General features: G+C 36.8%; 15 protein-coding genes. 4 read left to right on the top strand and 11 right to left on the bottom strand.

Going from position 1 to position 17,563, the window contains the following annotated elements:
- Positions 1-50: 50 nt before the first annotated feature.
- The 5 genes from IPM62_06030 to IPM62_06050 all read right to left on the bottom strand — a co-directional run bounded on the left by IPM62_06030 (position 51) and on the right by IPM62_06050 (position 6,453).
- Positions 51-1,748, bottom strand: a complete 1,698-nt coding sequence (locus tag IPM62_06030) for a hypothetical protein (GenBank protein ID QQS38907.1) — start codon at positions 1,746-1,748, stop codon at positions 51-53.
- Between the two features lie 42 nt (positions 1,749-1,790).
- Positions 1,791-3,317 carry a hypothetical protein gene (locus IPM62_06035; GenBank protein QQS38908.1) on the bottom strand — a complete coding sequence of 509 codons (1,527 nt, stop codon included), beginning with the start codon at positions 3,315-3,317 and terminating at the stop codon, positions 1,791-1,793.
- The gene (locus IPM62_06040; GenBank protein QQS38909.1) at positions 3,314-4,117 is read right to left on the bottom strand and encodes a ThiF family adenylyltransferase; all 804 of its coding nucleotides are present in this window, start codon (positions 4,115-4,117) and stop codon (positions 3,314-3,316) included. Before IPM62_06040 ends, IPM62_06035 begins: the two co-directional genes overlap by 4 nt.
- A complete protein-coding gene (locus IPM62_06045; GenBank protein ID QQS38910.1) occupies positions 4,107-5,276 on the bottom strand; it encodes an MFS transporter in 1,170 nt (389 codons plus the stop codon). Before IPM62_06045 ends, IPM62_06040 begins: the two co-directional genes overlap by 11 nt.
- Positions 5,277-5,385: 109 nt before the next feature.
- Positions 5,386-6,453 carry a leucine dehydrogenase gene (locus IPM62_06050; GenBank protein QQS38911.1) on the bottom strand — a complete coding sequence of 356 codons (1,068 nt, stop codon included), beginning with the start codon at positions 6,451-6,453 and terminating at the stop codon, positions 5,386-5,388.
- A 254-nt stretch (positions 6,454-6,707) separates the two neighbouring features.
- Between IPM62_06050 and IPM62_06055 the strand changes: the two genes are divergently transcribed.
- Entirely contained in the window at positions 6,708-8,132 is a 1,425-nt protein-coding gene (locus IPM62_06055; protein ID QQS38912.1) for a hypothetical protein, read from the top strand.
- Positions 8,133-8,883: 751 nt separating this feature from the next.
- On the opposite strand, the gene IPM62_06060 is transcribed toward IPM62_06055, so the two are convergent.
- From IPM62_06060 to pilM, 4 genes are read right to left on the bottom strand one after another with little or no spacing between them, the layout of a single operon-like run.
- Positions 8,884-9,465 (bottom strand): type II secretion system protein, encoded by a 582-nt coding sequence (locus tag IPM62_06060; protein ID QQS38913.1) that lies wholly within the window; start codon positions 9,463-9,465, stop codon positions 8,884-8,886.
- 3 nt (positions 9,466-9,468) lie between these two features.
- Positions 9,469-9,735 (bottom strand): hypothetical protein, encoded by a 267-nt coding sequence (locus IPM62_06065; protein QQS38914.1) that lies wholly within the window; start codon positions 9,733-9,735, stop codon positions 9,469-9,471.
- Positions 9,707-10,408: a hypothetical protein gene (locus tag IPM62_06070; protein QQS38915.1), complete on the bottom strand. Its 702-nt coding sequence runs from the start codon at positions 10,406-10,408 to the stop codon at positions 9,707-9,709. The genes IPM62_06065 and IPM62_06070 overlap by 29 nt, the downstream gene beginning before the upstream one ends.
- Position 10,409: 1 nt before the next feature.
- Positions 10,410-11,834: a pilus assembly protein PilM gene (gene pilM / locus IPM62_06075; GenBank protein QQS38916.1), complete on the bottom strand. Its 1,425-nt coding sequence runs from the start codon at positions 11,832-11,834 to the stop codon at positions 10,410-10,412.
- 202 nt (positions 11,835-12,036) lie between these two features.
- Here pilM and IPM62_06080 point away from each other — a divergent pair, with 202 nt between their 5' ends.
- From IPM62_06080 to IPM62_06090, 3 genes are read left to right on the top strand one after another with little or no spacing between them, the layout of a single operon-like run.
- The gene (locus IPM62_06080; protein ID QQS38917.1) at positions 12,037-13,365 is read left to right on the top strand and encodes a hypothetical protein; all 1,329 of its coding nucleotides are present in this window, start codon (positions 12,037-12,039) and stop codon (positions 13,363-13,365) included.
- On the top strand, positions 13,362-13,979 hold the full coding sequence (locus IPM62_06085; GenBank protein ID QQS38918.1) for a prepilin-type N-terminal cleavage/methylation domain-containing protein: 618 nt from the start codon (positions 13,362-13,364) through the stop codon (positions 13,977-13,979). Before IPM62_06080 ends, IPM62_06085 begins: the two co-directional genes overlap by 4 nt.
- A 3-nt stretch (positions 13,980-13,982) precedes the next feature.
- A complete protein-coding gene (locus IPM62_06090; protein ID QQS38919.1) occupies positions 13,983-15,356 on the top strand; it encodes a hypothetical protein in 1,374 nt (457 codons plus the stop codon).
- A 306-nt stretch (positions 15,357-15,662) separates the two neighbouring features.
- Here the strand turns inward: IPM62_06090 and IPM62_06095 are convergent, their stop codons facing one another.
- Both IPM62_06095 and IPM62_06100 read right to left on the bottom strand, forming a co-directional pair.
- Complete coding sequence (locus IPM62_06095) at positions 15,663-16,346, bottom strand: hypothetical protein (protein ID QQS38920.1); 684 nt, start codon at positions 16,344-16,346, stop codon at positions 15,663-15,665.
- Complete coding sequence (locus IPM62_06100; GenBank protein ID QQS38921.1) at positions 16,346-17,554, bottom strand: type II secretion system F family protein; 1,209 nt, start codon at positions 17,552-17,554, stop codon at positions 16,346-16,348. Before IPM62_06100 ends, IPM62_06095 begins: the two co-directional genes overlap by 1 nt.
- Positions 17,555-17,563 lie beyond the last annotated feature (9 nt).

Consider the following 17,563-nt stretch of genomic DNA (forward strand, 5'->3'; position numbering starts at 1 on the left):
ATTATGCAACAATTGGATACTTAAATTTTTTGTCTTTGAAAATTTTATTGTTATTTATGCTTTGTGGCTTTTTCTTTTTCTCTCAAAGTTTTTAGCTCAACTTCATTTTGGGCTTCATTGTTGTCGTGTTCAACCTCAGTAGTTAACGGTTTATCCGAAACAGGTAGCTCAAACCAAAATTCACTCCCTTTTCCAAGTTCAGATTTAAGACCAATTTTTCCGTTAAACTTTTCTACCAGTAATTTTGAAATATATAACCCAAGGCCTGTGCCGATTGTTTTTCCCGCTGTGCTTTCCACGCGATAAAATTTCTGGAATAGTTTGTCTTGTTCTTCTTTGGATATTCCAGGACCCGTATCCTTGACGCCTAAGTGTATCCTGTCTTTTGTAGGCTGAGAAATATTAATGGATATTTCTCCTGTTTCGGTATATTTAACGGAGTTACTAACAAAATTCCCAATCACTTCATTCAAACGGTCGGGGTCAACTTCTATTTTGTCGTCAATATGTTCGGGAATATTTATCGAGAATTTGAGACCCTTTCTTTCTGCTTCGAACTTAAAGGAAACATAAATACTATGTGCTACATCGGAAAGCTTGACCACTTCGGTGTTATAAATAAGTCTACCCTCTTCAATCCGTGAAACATTCAGCATATTGTTAACCAAGCGAATAAGCCTTTCGTTTACCGAATTTACATCAGTCAAATAACCAATTGCTTTTTCAGGAATCACACCGGCATCACCCTCCATTATCATGGAAATGTATCCCTTGATGGCGGTAATTGGGGCACGAAGTTCATGTGCCGCCATGTTTATGAATTCATTTTTTTGTTTATCGAGGTTTTTTAATTTCTCATTGAGAAATAGTAGTTTTTCTTTCTGACTTAATTCTGTTTTCAAACTTTTGATTAATAACATCCCAAATATCGAAATTAATACAAAAACAAAAACGTTAACCGACAGATCAACACTTGTTTGAGAAGAGAATAACCTTGAAAAAAGAATAATCCAAATAACAAATGTAAATACTTCCGCCGCAACAATTCTAATATCAAATAGTCTATATCTGATTATTGAATAACTTGTCAATCCTATCATGAACACTGCCGAATAGTTACCAAACTTATATAATGCATCAGTATGAACAAACAATGGTTTTACAATTGATTGCAATATTATGTTGACCGCAAGGAAGGAAAAAAGACCAAACAAAAAATACCTAAGTTTGCGTTTCTCGAATTTATCAAGTGTACGCCACATAAATACATAATTAGTAATTGAAAATATTGGTCCAAGTAACATGAAAATATAGAAGATCCCCGCCATATCACCATCTATATAACTAGCACCCCAACCGAAATAATCAAGCCCAAATATTACTTTATTCGTAAAAATCACAAGTAGTCCAATCGTAACTGCTATTAAATAAATAAAATAAATTAAAGCTTTTTTTGGCTTTCTCTCCTTGGGGAAATAAAAGGGGAACTCAAAAAGCGTTACGCTCACAATAAGTAAGGTTAAATAGTTAAGCTTTGCACTCAACAATGCGAAATTCCGAAAATTGGGAATATCAGGTATGAAGGCTAATAAAATCCAGAATGCCGTTGCAATTGAAAACCTTGCAAATATTCTATTCGCACTTGATTTCTTATCTTGTGAATAAGCCAAGATGCCTAAGTATGACGATGCACCAAAAATTACAACTGCAATAACCGTATTAAAAGCTAGATTATTTACAAGCTCCATTACATATAACTATCACATATTTGGCAGAGAATTAAAAGGTGACTATGTTTTTTTGATGAATTTTGATTTATGGAGCAACAAATCACCTTTAAATACACTTTTCTGAAATTCACATATCACAACTTTGGGCTTACACAGTTTACGATCCATATTGTATGCCCCTTCATAATCTGGATTATTCTTTAGTAGTTGATCTAAGATCAAGTTAGTATATCTAATTTGTTCTTCTTGTTTTTTCAGAATGTTGTAGGATATATTCTCTTTGAGCTCTAGATAAATTCGCAACTCTTGATGTTGATTGATGTTATGCTCTACCGCCAGTTTAAAACTGTTGATATCTTTTGCCAACGATCCAAAAAACAAACCTTCTATATCGCTTGGAAACACCAATGAGCCCCCTATGTTAACAGAAAAGTCACTCCTGCCGGATAAAAATATAAACGGCCACTTCCAAGTGGGAAGGTAATTGGCACCTGATTTTAGCAGATTATTGAGCACGTAGCCTCTTGATTCAATTTTTGTCATTACGTCAGAATAGTTTAATACCCCACCTGTATCACCAGTGTCATATCTGCAAATTGGCATTCTACCTGGATATGTGACTAAAATTCTTTTATCAGATGATTCAACAAATAAGAAAGGGTTTTTTTGAAAGAGTGAGGGTACAACTACCTGGCCAAAAAGATCGATACACAAATTTCGATCCTTTTTACACAAATTTTGTATCAATGTGGTTAATGGTGTACTTGCACCTGGCCCCCCCGAATCACTCGTACCATAGTAGTCAAGTACTACCGTTAGATTTTCCTTGTCGTATCCTAGTTTCTCCTGAATATAGTATCGCCACTCTACTGTATGAGGTTCTCCCCCTAGCATTAAACGTATATTTAGTTTTCGCAAATTTATATCACCTTTCAGTGTCAAATAATCAATCAATTTACGCGCCAATGATGGATAAGTAGCAATAATTACCTGATCGTACTTATGGGCAATTTTCTTTAAAATATAATATATATATGTGAAATCAGCCCCTGGGTTGGCAAACGTAAAATTATATTTTTTGGCACAATGACTTGCAGCATGAAACTGTAAATTGCCAGATGCCCATATTCCCAAATCCATTGCAGAAATATACAAAGTACTTTTTTCTGCAATTTGCCAATATAAGTTGTAATAAAAATCAACAAAATAATCATAAGCCAGGTCTGATGTTTCGACTCTTGGCCAAATTAGTGGTTCTCCAGTTGATCCAGAGCTCATATAAAAACTGTTCATTTCTCCAATATTTCCGACTAACATGTCTTCAAAAGGATACTTGTTGAAATAATTTTGTTTATTCATAATCGGTGCAAAACATATGTTTTTAGCGCGTTTAATCGAATTTGGATTGACTTTTTGATCTTTTAAGAATTTAGGGTAAGCACGAACTTTCTTCAACATAAAATTATATATTTTAAAAGCATTATTCATGGCCCCCAAACTCCAGTATTTCTCATCCTGTTTTTGAATAAAAGACAAAGCTGCTTTATAATTTTCAAAATATTCGTAAGTGATGAAATTCTTTTTCATTGGTTTCCTGTAAACTGTTTATAAAAATCAACTGAATATACTTCTGGGGCAACTTTTACATTTTTACCTATACTTAAATAAATACACAAAGTAGAAACCATGGAACTTGCGAGGCTTATCGTAATAGACATTTGCGGAAAATAGTTAAGCTCTCGTTTATACATCATAGTACCAACGCGTTTCATCTCTTTTGACGCACGATACATATAAGGTTTAGTCAAAACTTCTAACGATAGTGAATCAACACAATTCAGTGAACAGCCATCGTCAAGCCCCATCAAACATTCGAGTGTCTGGCTTTTGTTTGAGAAGACCATTGCTTTTGCTCCCCAAACTATGTCCAGAAAGTAAATATGATATTTATCATCATATAATCTAATTACTCTATTAATTTGCAGTTCCTGTTTCAATGATTCCTCGGGAGGCATTGCATCAATAATAATATCCGATTTATTTACAATACTCGCCACATCTTTAATTTCAACCTTACGCGGGATTACCCTAATGTTCAAATTAGGATTTATCATTTTCATGTTTTTAGCGAGTGCAACCGCTTTGTTTGATCTGATATCCTCTTGAAAAAAAAATTGCCTATTGAGATTGTGTAATTCTACATTGTCATAATCTGCCAGAATATAATTTGTGAAACCTGATCCCACAAGTTGCCTAGCGACTTCACTTCCTCCACCACAACCCAAAATTGCTACTCTTTTGTTTTTAATCTTTAACTGCTCTCTCCATGTCAATATTCCTATATTACGTTTAGTAAATGTTTTATAAAATTCCTCTTTATTTTTCATAGGATCTCAAATAACAACCAAATAAAAATAAGGATAAACCAATTAGAAACGAATTTACAATAAATGGAATTGCATAGTCAAATTTGGCATATAATAAACCACCCAAAAGTGGACCTCCGACTCGTGCAATAGAATCAAAACTCCAAGTCACACCCATAGTAGCACCATATCCCTCACGACTGCTTCTACTAATAAGTGATGCAAGGGTGGGTTCGTTTAACGCTAGTCCCACCGAGAGAATTGCCGAAATCAATAAGAGTATAAGAATGTTTGGAGAAAAACCAATTAACAAGTATGCTATAACCATAAGCGTTTGAGCAATTATTATCGTAGATCTTTCTCCATATTTTTTAACTATTCTACCTACAAGAAAACCCTGCGTAACAGCTACACTTAGTCCAATAAATGTAAATATGTAACCAACATTAGCTTCCTTTACGTTTAGTCTATAATTGACAAAAAAGGGAAAGGTTGTTTCAAGGCTTGATAAAGCAAATGATACTATAAAAATTTGTATAAACAGCAACCCAAATTTGGAATTAAGATGTTTCACTATTTGAATCACATTAAACAAACTTCCGTCTTCCTTTATTTCTAACTTTCTACTTTTGGTTTTCGACTCAGGCAAAAAAACAATTGTAAATATAAAATTTACTAAAGCTATAAAACCAGCAACTAAAAATGGGGTAGTCGGCGATATAGTACTCAATAGTCCACCAAGGGCTGGTCCAAGTACAAAACCCAAACCCCATGCAGCACCAAGCATGCCAAATTTTTCTACTCTTTCCCTCTGTTTTGTACTATCTGCCACATAAGCGTATGTTGTTGGTAGTGAGGCAGAAGTAAATAAACCTGCTAGTATTCTAGAAACCAATATTGCGTAGATACTAGATGCAAAAGAGAGCATGATAAACGATAAACTTGTACCCAACAAGCTTGCTAAAATAATTGGTTTCCTGCCAACAACGTCAGAGAGTTTACCCCAAAGTGGGGAGAATAAGAACTGCATTAAAGAAAAAGATGCGATGACAGCACCAACGGTAAATGCGGAGACATCGTAACTCTTTATATAAAAAGGTAATAATGGGAATATAATTCCAAACGAAAGATAATCAATAAACACAGTAATAAACAAAATAAGAAAATGTCTTCTTTTCATCTTACTTCTTCCTTACACAATTCTTCCCAACGACTCGCGTCTTTAGTTTTATAGTCTTTTATATCTTTTGTAATTTCCGATGGATAAAAAAAATACTTGTATCTATTTGTTACATATACTCATCGGTGATACTCTTTGCTTTAATTAACAATTGAGCCAAGGGAGAAATATTTTTTTTCTTACATTCCTCAATACCTTTTTTTAATACGTCTTTAATATTTTCCACTCTTTTTTCGACTCGCTTAATCCTATAATTTCCATGTTCATATTCATCGGCAACGCTTATTAGCCCACCCGAATTGACAACAAAATCAGGTGCATACAATATACCACGTTTAAATAATTTTTCCCCCGTTTTCTCATCGTCCAGTTGATTGTTGGCTCCGCCAGCTATAATTTTACACTTAAGCTCATCTATGTTTCTCTTATTTACACACGAACTCAATGCGCATGGGACAAATACATCAACTTCTTGAGAGTGGATCACTTTTGGAGATACGACTTTTACCTTTGGATATTTTTTCTTCACATCATTCACCACCCCAATATTAATATCGGCTATATATATTTCACTCGCTTGGTTATATATGTACTCCAAAGCAGTTGATCCTACTTTTCCCACACCTTGTATTGCAAAACTCCTTCCTTCACAAGATTCATCTCCAAACGTCTCACTAAGACTAACCTGAATTGCATAAAATATTCCTAACGCCGTAAATCTCACAGGATCAGTTTGAGTTCCTACAAAATATTTACTATGCTTTTTCATGTTTATAACATCTTCTCTCGACAAGCCAACATCTGCCCCAGTAATGAAACTGCCTGAAAAAGTATTTATTCTCTTTGCATAAACTTTAAAAAATTCATGTCTATTATTAATACTTTTAGGCATGATTAATACTCCCTTTGCTCCCCCATACTTCAAACCAGCCAAGGCACATTTATAAGACATCGTTCTCGCTAATCTTAATGAATCTTTCAGTGCATCCAATTCCGTTGCATAATTCCAGATACGTGTTGCTCCAAAAGCGGGATGATGTTTATTGCTTCGATGTATTGAAACAAACCCTTTCAATCCCGTCTTGTTATCCATAAAACAAGTTATCGACTGGTGATTGTCAAACTCGCTTAATTTCGTAAAATCAACAATTTCTAATAATGTGACGGATTTGCCCATTGTTTATTTATTAAGAAGATTAGATTCATGAAGACTGTTTTTAATGCGACTTATATTATGTACACCAAAAATGTTTACATAGCGCTTACGATAATTATAAATAATACCCATAATAGTCCAACCCAGATAAAGCACTTAACATGTATTCTAGCAGATGTACCTACGTTTTTACAATATAGGACTACATTACTTTTGTGTATATTTTTGCATAGCCAACGACTTAATAATAAAATACTCATATTAAACTCAAGGACATGGCTGGAAAAGAATTGATCAGAGTAAACTTCAAACTACCCAAGTCTCTTGCTGATAAATTTTCTCGAGTTGCCAAAAATAGAGGAATTACAAAATCCGAATTGATCAGAGAGTGGATATTGGATTGTACTGAGCTTCAACTTACAAAGTTAAGTGAGAAAAATAACAGCTGGGTATCCTTTGATTTTCTGGTAGACAAGAAAACCGAGAATATGATAATTGATTTAGCTCGAGAGTTCTGCGTCAGTAAAAGTGCTTTTCTCAGACTCCTACTTCAGAAGGGAGTTCAGAAAAATATCAGATTTAATGTTAATAGAATAAGTAACACCTCACCGTGCGAAAGTATTGGAGATTTATGGAGAGGTGGAAAATTACTAGAGATTATTCACAGAGTCGACGAAGATATTGAGAAAACCGATTTTTCCGACTTATTCTGGTATACGAAAGCGAACGTTGAGCTAAATAATTACGAAAAGGCAATGTGTGGAATTAATTTAATCAAAACAAAGTACATCGATAAGGATTTTAATGAATATTACTACAAGAAGATTCTACTACTTGAAGTTGAAATTGAATATGTTCGTCGAAATTTCCCGTTAGCGAATAATATCCTGAAACTTGTATTGTCGGGAAATAGTCTAACCAATGAAATAATCGGTTTAGCTCACTATTATTACGGTAGCATTGCAGCTATAACTGAATCGCCACGTAAAGTACTAGTTGATCATTACCAAATAGCCCAGAACAATTTAACTTACTCAAAAAACCCATATGAAATAACTAAAATGTATGTATTTTCCAGCTATCTTCAATTAAGATATGAGAATTACAAAGAAACTGATCAAATCTTAACTAATCTAAGTAGCTGTTTGTTGAAAAACAACAATCAATATCTATCAGGGTGGGCAATGTCCGCTATCGGTAGACTTAATAGCCTTAGATCTACCAATACAACCGCCGGTAGCAAGATTTTAAGCGATGCATTCGATATTCATAGATGTAATTCCTATAACCGCGGGATGGTTGAAAGCCTTGCCCTCAATGCATTCAATAAATTTAACCAAGGCAACCATCAAGATGCAGTGAAATTAATTGAAAAATCCTTAAAAAACGAGGTGGCTTTCCGAAATGCAACATCGGACGGTCTAACTTATTCCGGTTTATTGTTTTCCATGTCTAGAACTAATTATCCGGAATCAATGGAAAAATTTAGACATGTGTTAACAACCAGTAGATCCTCACACTATACTCCTAAAATCTACATTTACCATGCCGCCCAGTTTCTGCACGCCGATGGTCATAAGGAGAAAGAAGCTGGCGAAATAGGATTAAGAAAACTTATGAAATTGGGAAAATACCCGCAAATAAAAACTGCCGCAAGAAATACATTAAAATACAAATCACTTCAACCTTTTGCTGTTTGACAACTATTTCCGGATAGTAATGATAATTGTTATACAAGTATTCCTTAGACTCGACCAACCAAACAAGAGCTGCAATTAAGTATTTACGTACAGATTATATCTAAATCAAGAATATTAATATGTCTGAAGTACATAAAACTTATGTATTTTTTTGACAGAAGCTATACGTGGTGATAATTATAAATAAGGAAGATAAACGGATTTTCCAAACAGAGGTGGGTGTCACGAAAATAAGTAACACCCACTTTCTGATTAGATCATGGCGCTTACTGAAAATAGTGTACACAGTATAAGTAAAAATAGCTTGCTAGTTATTACCCTGTAAACAGGATGCAACTTAAACTAAGTACACAAACCAAAGAGACAATTCAGTAAGCGCCAAAATACATTTAATATTTCAGCTTAAAAAATTAATTATGTTAATCCTTTACAAGAAAGGTAGTTCATTCTAACACCATAGTGCAACCAATTTCCACCCATTAATATAAAAACCGCGATCTAAAAAATCCACAGTTGTCTCGCACTAATCCGAAGAGTTTATTCCCAACAAAACGTATCGTGCCCAATAGCGTAATTTCTTTGATTAATAGTAAGTTCGACGAATTACCAACAAATTTCTTATTGAGAGCGTCTTGTCTTTCCGTGCGCTATCAAAACTTGTTTATTTAAAAAAAGTTAAATCGCAACACTTAATAAAATATTTAGTTTGTAAAATATTTAACAATGAAGGCAAGACTATTTATTTGTATATCTATTTCGAGACCGAAATTTCCTCTTTTGTTTCACCGACAGCCAATCCAACCAAATGACCATTGGCATCTACATGAATCATATAGGCAGTATCTTCGGCATCACCGGTTCTTGGATCAAAAGGCATAGACACCATGTAAACCGGTACAATTTCTTCTCCCGCCTCCCCAGCACCAGCCAAATCAAAACAGCCCACACCTGTCCCGATACAGGTTGCTTCAGTTGGAAAACTACTGGTCTCCGGATCATTATCGGTATCAGGAAGTTCACCACTATGCTCTGCCGCATACTGCTGTACGGATGACAAAATACCAATCAAATCAGATTCTCTTTCAAAGTCACGGGATTTCGCAAATTGGCGTTGGGGATTTATAACAATAATCATCACCGTCGACAGGACACTAATAAGAGCAATTACAATTAGGATTTCCATCAGACTAAAACCTCCGTTCACTTTTTTATATTTATCCGAAGAATGAAAGTTGAGATTACTATTGCGAAGCAAAACGTGCTTTGAATTAACATGTGATGATAAAACTCCTTCTATTTTGGCTTGCGGATACTTTGTTGATTTATTTAACATTAATTAATTTTCGTCCACTATCTCGGCAATCGCTGTTTCCCTAACTTGCAAAGTGGGTATATCTCTATGGTAGATCGAAGTAACGGCTTGATCAAGCTTTGTTTTATCTAACCGTGCTTCACGGTCAGCTTCATTGTCAATTTCGTATACGGTAGTGAAGGCGGACAGTATTCCAAGTGACGTGTATATCACGGGTACAGCAAGCACCATAAGTACTATTGCCAAAATTAAATAAAACCGATCAATTTTTCTCCAAGCTTTTGTCAACATATAAAAACCCTCCATACTTAACCTCAACTCTGCCTTCTTCAGGGATCTCTTCGGCGTCAAAAGTTACTGGTCGAAAAACATAAGGTAAGTTTTGTATTTTTATAATATCAGCGCTGATTCTTTCCCAGGATCCCGACAACATAATAATAATCGGAAAACCGAAATTTTTTGTTTTATCGGGAACAGGTATGTCACTTGCAAAAGTAAAACCCACTACACTTCCTTCGGTTTTTAATTTTTCTATTTCACCCATAAAAGCAATTAGTCCATCATCAGTCGGGTATGCTTTTTTGATTTTCTCGATTGATTCTATGTTGTTTTCATAATCGAATTTAAGTACTGTCATGTCATCCGCTTCGGTATTAAGTACCGACTGACTTCTAAGAGATTTAATCTGACCCGCTCTTTGTGGAATCTGTCCCAGAAGGTAAACCAGCCCGAACAAAAAAGCCAGATTTATTATTCCCAAAAATATATCTTTAACCCAAATATTTTTCTTCTTTACCTTACTGACAGTATCACCTTCTTGTGTCTTATTTTTTAAAAGTGGGAATTTATTCTTGCCGGCAGGTACCACCGGATTCGCTACAGCTTTTATTAATTTTCCATCACTGCTTTTATCAATTAAATCACTTTCTTTGCTGTCGTTTTTTATTTCTTTCTTGTTGTCCATTTTATTTTTTGGTTTTTACCGCGGATTCTTTTTTCGTAGAAATCGGTAAGTAATTAAAGCCCATACTGTAATCCAAATCCCTGTCAGTCTCGAGAGAAGCTATTGGAATATCAACAATTGAAAAATTTTTGTTGCTCTCTAAGGCTTGTTTGAAAAGTATGAGCGATTGTCTTTCCTTTGATATACCATATAACTTAATTTCACCGGCTTCCAGGTCAATTGTGTAATGCCTTATTGTCACAGCTTCAGGTCGAACTGCATAAATATCATTTAGCAGTGTTTGCGGCAATACGGTACTTTCGTTAATCGTAAACGTTTTTCTTGTGAGTAAGTTTATATCTTGGATATCGGTAATTAATTGCACTTTCGCAGGATCGGTTTTTCGAAGTGTTGTGTCGGCATTTTTCAGGTCGGTAATCATTTGCCCAAACAATAAATAAGTTGACAAGGCAGCAAAAAAAGTGATCCACACGACATACGAAACTACCAAAGACAAACTCCATGTTTGCAGTTTTAGTTTTTCCATTTCGTATTTTTTAACCCACTTTTCTGGAAGCAGGTTTATGCTGTACTGATCAGCAGGTTGAGAAGGTTCTTTGAATTGCAAAGAAATTGGTATCAAATATTGTCCAAGTGCCTCGTTTGTTAAACCATCTATTTTTGTTCCAAGCATTGCAACTTTTGTATTAAACGTTTCCATTAGTTTTTTGCCAAACGAAGCGGTCGCTCCTGGGCCGTTAATTTCAACCGATTGTATTTGAACATCTCCGTAATGACTTGCCATTCTCGTAACTGTAGAATACAAGTCGGCCTCACTGCTCGAGTAAACAACTGAGCTGCCAAGAATTTTTTCTCCTCTTGCGACAATAAAAATACTCGAGTTTTTACCGCCATAAAATACCAACTTCCCCACATCACCCGAAGAAGAAAGCCTTAAAAGAGAAAGTGACGGTGTTTCAATTACGATTGGGAACAAACCGGCAGCCGAAACTGCACCGACATATCCCATCAAAACATCTTTCCTGACTGCTACAAACAATATAACGTAACCAGTTTTGTTTTTATCAATAATTTTCCAATCTAAAATCGTTTCATTTTCCTCCCACGGTAAAAATTCTTGCGATTGCCATCTTACCGCCTCATCAATATCCTCCTTTTCAATGTCTGGTATATCAATCATTTTGGTAAATGTTGAAAACTCGGGTATTACTATCCCAACCGATTTTTCTTTGATTTTGTTTTTTGCCCATACCGCTCTGAGGAACTCCGCTAATTCATCGGGGTTTTTTACACTTCTATCGGAAATTATACCTTCAGGCATATTAAAACTTCCCGAAAGTTTAACTTTCTTTTTGTTGGGTGTTGTTTGAATTATCCTTACTTCATTAGAAGAAAAATAGATCGAAACAAATTTTTTATTTATCATGGCAGAGTTTCCGTTTAAATCGGATTAACTATTATTGATTATGACAAATAGGCTAAATAACCGCAAGGTACGGCATATCCGAAATCAATCGGTATAGCGCACACCACCGCACCCACTCAGCGATAACCAAAAGGTGAAGCATGTATGAACAAATACTAGACTTTAATATCTAAAGAGGGCATACTTTTATAAGCACCTGCCCATGAATGCAAAAAAACTACATAGTGGGCAATCACTCATTGGCGTATTGATTGCTCTTGCAGTAATGATAATTTTGGGGCAGGCTATTTTTACCCTGACCAGTACTTCATATCGGTTGGTCGGATTCAACAAAGCACGCATCGCCGCTCGCCATTTGGGACAAGAGCGTTTAGAAATTATCCGAAATCTACCTTACGAAGAAATAGGTACGCTCGGTGGAATTCCATCCGGAAGCCTTGCGCAAAACGAAACAGTTGTTTTGAATGGTCTGGCATATACGATAAAAACCAGTATTGTTTACGTGGATGATCCATTCGACGACCAAGCTCCTGAAGACATCTTGCCCATTGATTACAAACGAGCTCGAATTGATGTGTCCTGGGAAGGTTTATCTCCTTCAAGAAAAGCGCCTGTTGTTTTGGTAACCGACATCGCACCTCGCGGAATTGAAAATACCGACGGTGGAGGCACGCTGTCCATCCTCGTGTTTGATTCAAATGCAAATCCCGTACCACAAGCTCAGGTCCGAATACAAGCAGGAGGACTAACACCGGCAATCGATTTATCTCTACAGACAAACGATAATGGTAGAATTGTTCTCCCGGGTGCTCCGCAATGTCTGGAGTGTTACACCATCACTGCAACCAAAGAAAATTACAGCACCGATAAAACATATTCCAACGCTGAAGTTGCAAATCCGGACAAGCCACTCCAAAGCATTATAGAAGGTGAAATAACTGAAATAAGTTTTGCCATCGATGTTTTAAGTTCACTAAATATCGCAACTTTCAACTCCAGGGAATCCGGATTTTCTCCTCTAGCAAATACTTCGTTTACCCTCCAAGGGGAAAGAAGAATCGGAACAGATATAGACGATTATCCCGTCTTTAAGTTTATTGAAAATTTCTCAACAGACGAAAACGGTAACATTTCAATTGACAACTTGGAATGGGATAATTATTCGTTTATTGTTTCAAGCTCCGTAGTTTCAGGTAGCAATCCTCTTCTCCCCATACAACTACATGCAAACGAAACCGTGGATCTAAAAATTGCTTTGTCGAACCCTACTCCCAACAGCTTGCTTGCTGTATTTAGCGACGGAAACAATATGACGGCTTCGGTGTCTGCAGTTTTATCCAACAGCCTTGGATTTAACGAAAGCAAGTTCACCGGAGGAGTAAACGATCCCGATTTCGGTCAGGTTTTCTTCTCCAATCTTTCGGCGATGACATATAATCTCGCCGCAACCGCATCCGGATTTTTAGACTCCATATCAACCGTTAACGTCACTGGTCAGACAACAAGTAAAACAATATTGAATCCATTATGATAAAAACGAAAAACAGTGCCGGGATTACATTGATTGAACTATTGGTGGTTATGGGAATTAGCTTAATTTTAGGAGGTGGTGTGCTTGGCCTTCAATATATTCTGGCTCAGAACCAACAGTTGGCTATCGATAGCTACTATAACGTCGACACGGCAAACATAAATCTCAACACCATGACAAGGGAAATTAGAACAGCCAGGGTAAGCGCAACCGGATCGTATCCGATCGCAACAGCCGACGACAACGAGATCATCTTCTATTCTGATATTGATTTTGACAATGTCGTAGAAAGGGTGCGATACACGAGAAACGACAATGAGTTGGAAAAGGGTATTGTCAAACCTTCAGGGCAACCTGCAAGTTATGTAATTAGCAACGAAATTGTGAAATTGTTAACCGAAGATATTAGAAATGATGACCTTCCGATCTTTACATATTTTAATGGCGATTGGCCCATCGATATCATCAATAATCCACTCTCCAGCCCGCCGGTATTGTCGGATATCAAATTGGTTAGAATTTATCTTAAAGTAAACCAGAGTAGCGATCCTACAAGCGAAGACTTTATACTTGATTCATACACAACATTCAGAATGTTGAAAGATAATTTGTAAAACATGACTAAGTCGATACAAGGTTCAATCACACCAGCAATCCTGGTAATTGCTACTTCATTTCTGGTTGTGATGTATGGCATACTTTTCATCCTCACGCTTCAATTTGATTTTTCCAGACGACAAACAGCGTCCGAATCCGCTCTTAATATTGCCGAAGCCGGTGTAAACTATTATCGGTGGCATTTGGCTCACGACCCTGACGATCTAACCGACGGCACCGGTCAACCCGGACCATATGTCCACACCTACGTTGATCCTCAAGGGGATGAAATCGGGAAATATAGTTTGGAAATAGAATCACCCGACGACGGATCGTCCATGGTCACCATCAAGGCAACGGGGTGGCTTAATGAATATCCTCATGTGACAAGAACTATTGAAGCACAATATGGACAACCTTCTTTCACTCAGTATTCCTTTTCGTCTAATGCATCAACTTGGTATGGAACAAATATTACCGTCAACGGAAGAGTTCATTCCAACAACGGGGTAAGAATGGATGGAACTAATACTGCCCTAGTAACGAGCGCTAAGGAAACATATACGTGTGGCTCCGAAACCGGTTGTAATCCGTCCCGCACCAGACCGGGGGTCTGGGGTGTTGGGGGAGATCAGGGATTGTGGCAGTTTCCCGCACCGGCAATCGATTTCGATTCAATATCCTTTAATTATTCCAGCATGAAAGATGCTGCAAATAGTGATGGATTGTATCTAGCGCCTTCCGGCAGACAAGGTTATCATCTACTCTTTTTTAGCAACGGAACAGTACGTGTAAACACGGTCACGGGTACAAATTACTACAATGCATATACGCCCGACGATGGTTGTCAAAGAAGATATGAAAGAATCACGAACGAAAGCTTCAAGGGAACTTATTCACTTGGTGATACACCGATAATTTTTGCTGAAGACCATTTGTGGATAGAAGGAGTCGTCAGGGGTCGTACTACAGTTGTTGCTGCAAAATTTCCCATTGAATCAAACAACATGAATATTTGGATACCAAACAATATTACTTACAACGGCTATGATGGGTCTAACGCACTTGGTTTAATAGCTCAAAACGACATCTACTTCACCAGAAACATCCCCGAAAACTTCAGAGTGGACGCTGTTTTGATGGCTCAAACCGGAAAAGTAATTAGACACGGTTATCTCTCCACTTGTGGCAATACTACACAAGCCGTAAAAGACAGTCTTACTCTAAACGGATCTTTGATTTCGTTTGAAAAGTCTTATTGGAATTTCGGAACTCCCCCGTCGTCAGGATTTGAAACGCGCGAAGTCAATTATGACGCCAATCTTTTCTACAATCCTCCACCATATTTCCCGTCAACGGGAAATTTTGAATTTATTTCCTGGATTGAAAAGTAATCAAGTCTCACGCTAACTACTATTACACTTTTCTTTTCAAGACGTGTTTAGTCGAGTGAATTATCGGTTATTTAGAAAACTGACTTAGCTAAGATACTTTGCAACTTTTCCAACCAATTTTTAACTAACAAATTATTTGGTAAAAAGAAAAATAGTCGATAATGACTTTGCAACATAATTGACCGACTTTCCTTGCACTCGGGATTGCCACCAACATTTATCCTTTGACGGGTTTGAAATTTTTCAATTTATCCCACGGCTTAACACTTACGGGTTTTTATAAACAACTTTAGATCAAAGAGAAATTTATTCGATATTACATATCGTGTTGGAGATAACAGTTCTGCCGGTCACTAAAGTACCATACAAATCACAATCGGGTGGAGTTTGAACTGTTTTACTTCCTCCTTGCGTACCCGTAATTGTAGGGTTTGGAGTTGCGGTCGTCCCAAAAGGTAAAGTCGGTGTAGGATTGCCGGTGTAATCACCATCATCTTCATCGTCCTCGTCCTCGTCCTGATCAAAGTAGTCACCGATACCATCGTCGTCATCTCCGTCGTCATATTCTTGAAATATTTCCTCAATAATTTCACCGACCACTTCGTCGTCTTCGGACACATAAATGGTTACGATTTCTCCATCCAACCACAGTTTGATTTCATACCCATTCTCAAATTTCTTTCCTGGAGTTTTTTCCAGATACTGTCTTGCCGCCGCTTCCATACTGGCAAAAAAAGCATTTGTCCGACTGGGATCCCAGGTTTCATAAAAAACTCCTTCCTCCGAACGATATTCAATCAGTCCATTTTCATTGACAGTTACAACCCTGTCACCTCTCGTAATTTGTATTTGCCCTTTCTCAATCACATCTTTTTCTTTTCCCAATAAACTCATTACAACAAAAATTATCACTGCAACAAAAAATAACCCTAAGGAAATTAAAATTCCCGTCTTGGGTTGTTTGAGTATTTTTTTGATTTTTTTAGACATTAAAGATTGTCAAAACCACCGATTAAACTGTATATCGGAGTGATCATCATCAACACCAATCCCCCAACGGCCACACCAATCACGAGCATAAGAATCGGTTCAATTAAAGCTGTAACTCTTTTTAAGCTGTAATCCACTTCACTCTCGTAGAAATTTGACATTTCAGCCAAAACTTCACCCAAATTTCCGGATTTCTCCCCCGCCCTAATTGTTTGAATCACCGCCGTTGGAAATACTCTTTTTCCTGTAAGCAACATGTCCGATAACTGTTCTCCACGCGACACTCCTTCACAAAACTCAGCAGCTTTTGCCGCTAATTTTGGCGTCCTAAGAACTCCCGCAGATGTCTCTAGCGCAACGGTTATTGGTACTCCGCTTTGCAAAAGGGTTGAAATTGTTCTGGAATACCGTGCAACATCAATATTTATTACCAATGCTTTCACGAGAGGTAATTTCAAAAAGGCACGAAATATTAACGATCTGGTGGCTCTAATTAGAAAAAGGGAAATGGTTGCTATCAACACACCAACCATAATAAGAAGTGTTAGTAGTGTATTATTTCCAATGAAGTTACCCACAGAAAGCATAATCTTTGTTGCGGCCGGTAAATCAACATTTAGTTCGGTAAAAACACCTGAAATTTTAGGAAGGACAAACGTAATCATAATAACAGCATTTCCAAGCATTGCTATTACGATAATTATTGGATACATCATCGCTCCTTTAATTTTTTGATCCAGTTCGTGTGATGCAAGTAATTGCTTTGACAAATAGTCAAAAGACTGATCAATTGTCCCCGTCTTCTCACCTGCTTTTACCATGGTTAGAAAGAAATTATCAAAGTCTTTTTTGTATTTCGATAGAACACTAGACAAACTTGCCCCCTTTCTTATTTGAAAGGAAACATCAAAAAGTATTTTTTTGAGTTTGGGATTTTTGGTTTCCTCGCGGATATTATCAACCGCTTCCGTCATCGGAAGACCGGCTCTTAACATTGTCGCCATAAATCTACAGAAGGCGGCTTTTTCCGATATCTTAATACTTCCCCCAATTGAAGCGTTGAATCTCTGTTGAATATTTTTTATTGTTAATATCTTAAAACCATTGGAGCCGATTATCGAAGCGGCTTCTTTCCTCGAACTCGCTTGTACAACATCCTCAACTACTTTTCCTTTACTGTCTTTTGCTTTGTAAGAATAAAGTGGCATGTAACAATT

The sequence above is a fragment of the Candidatus Woesebacteria bacterium genome, from assembly GCA_016700095.1.
In the GTDB taxonomy this organism is placed as follows: Bacteria; Patescibacteriota; Microgenomatia; order UBA8517; family UBA8517.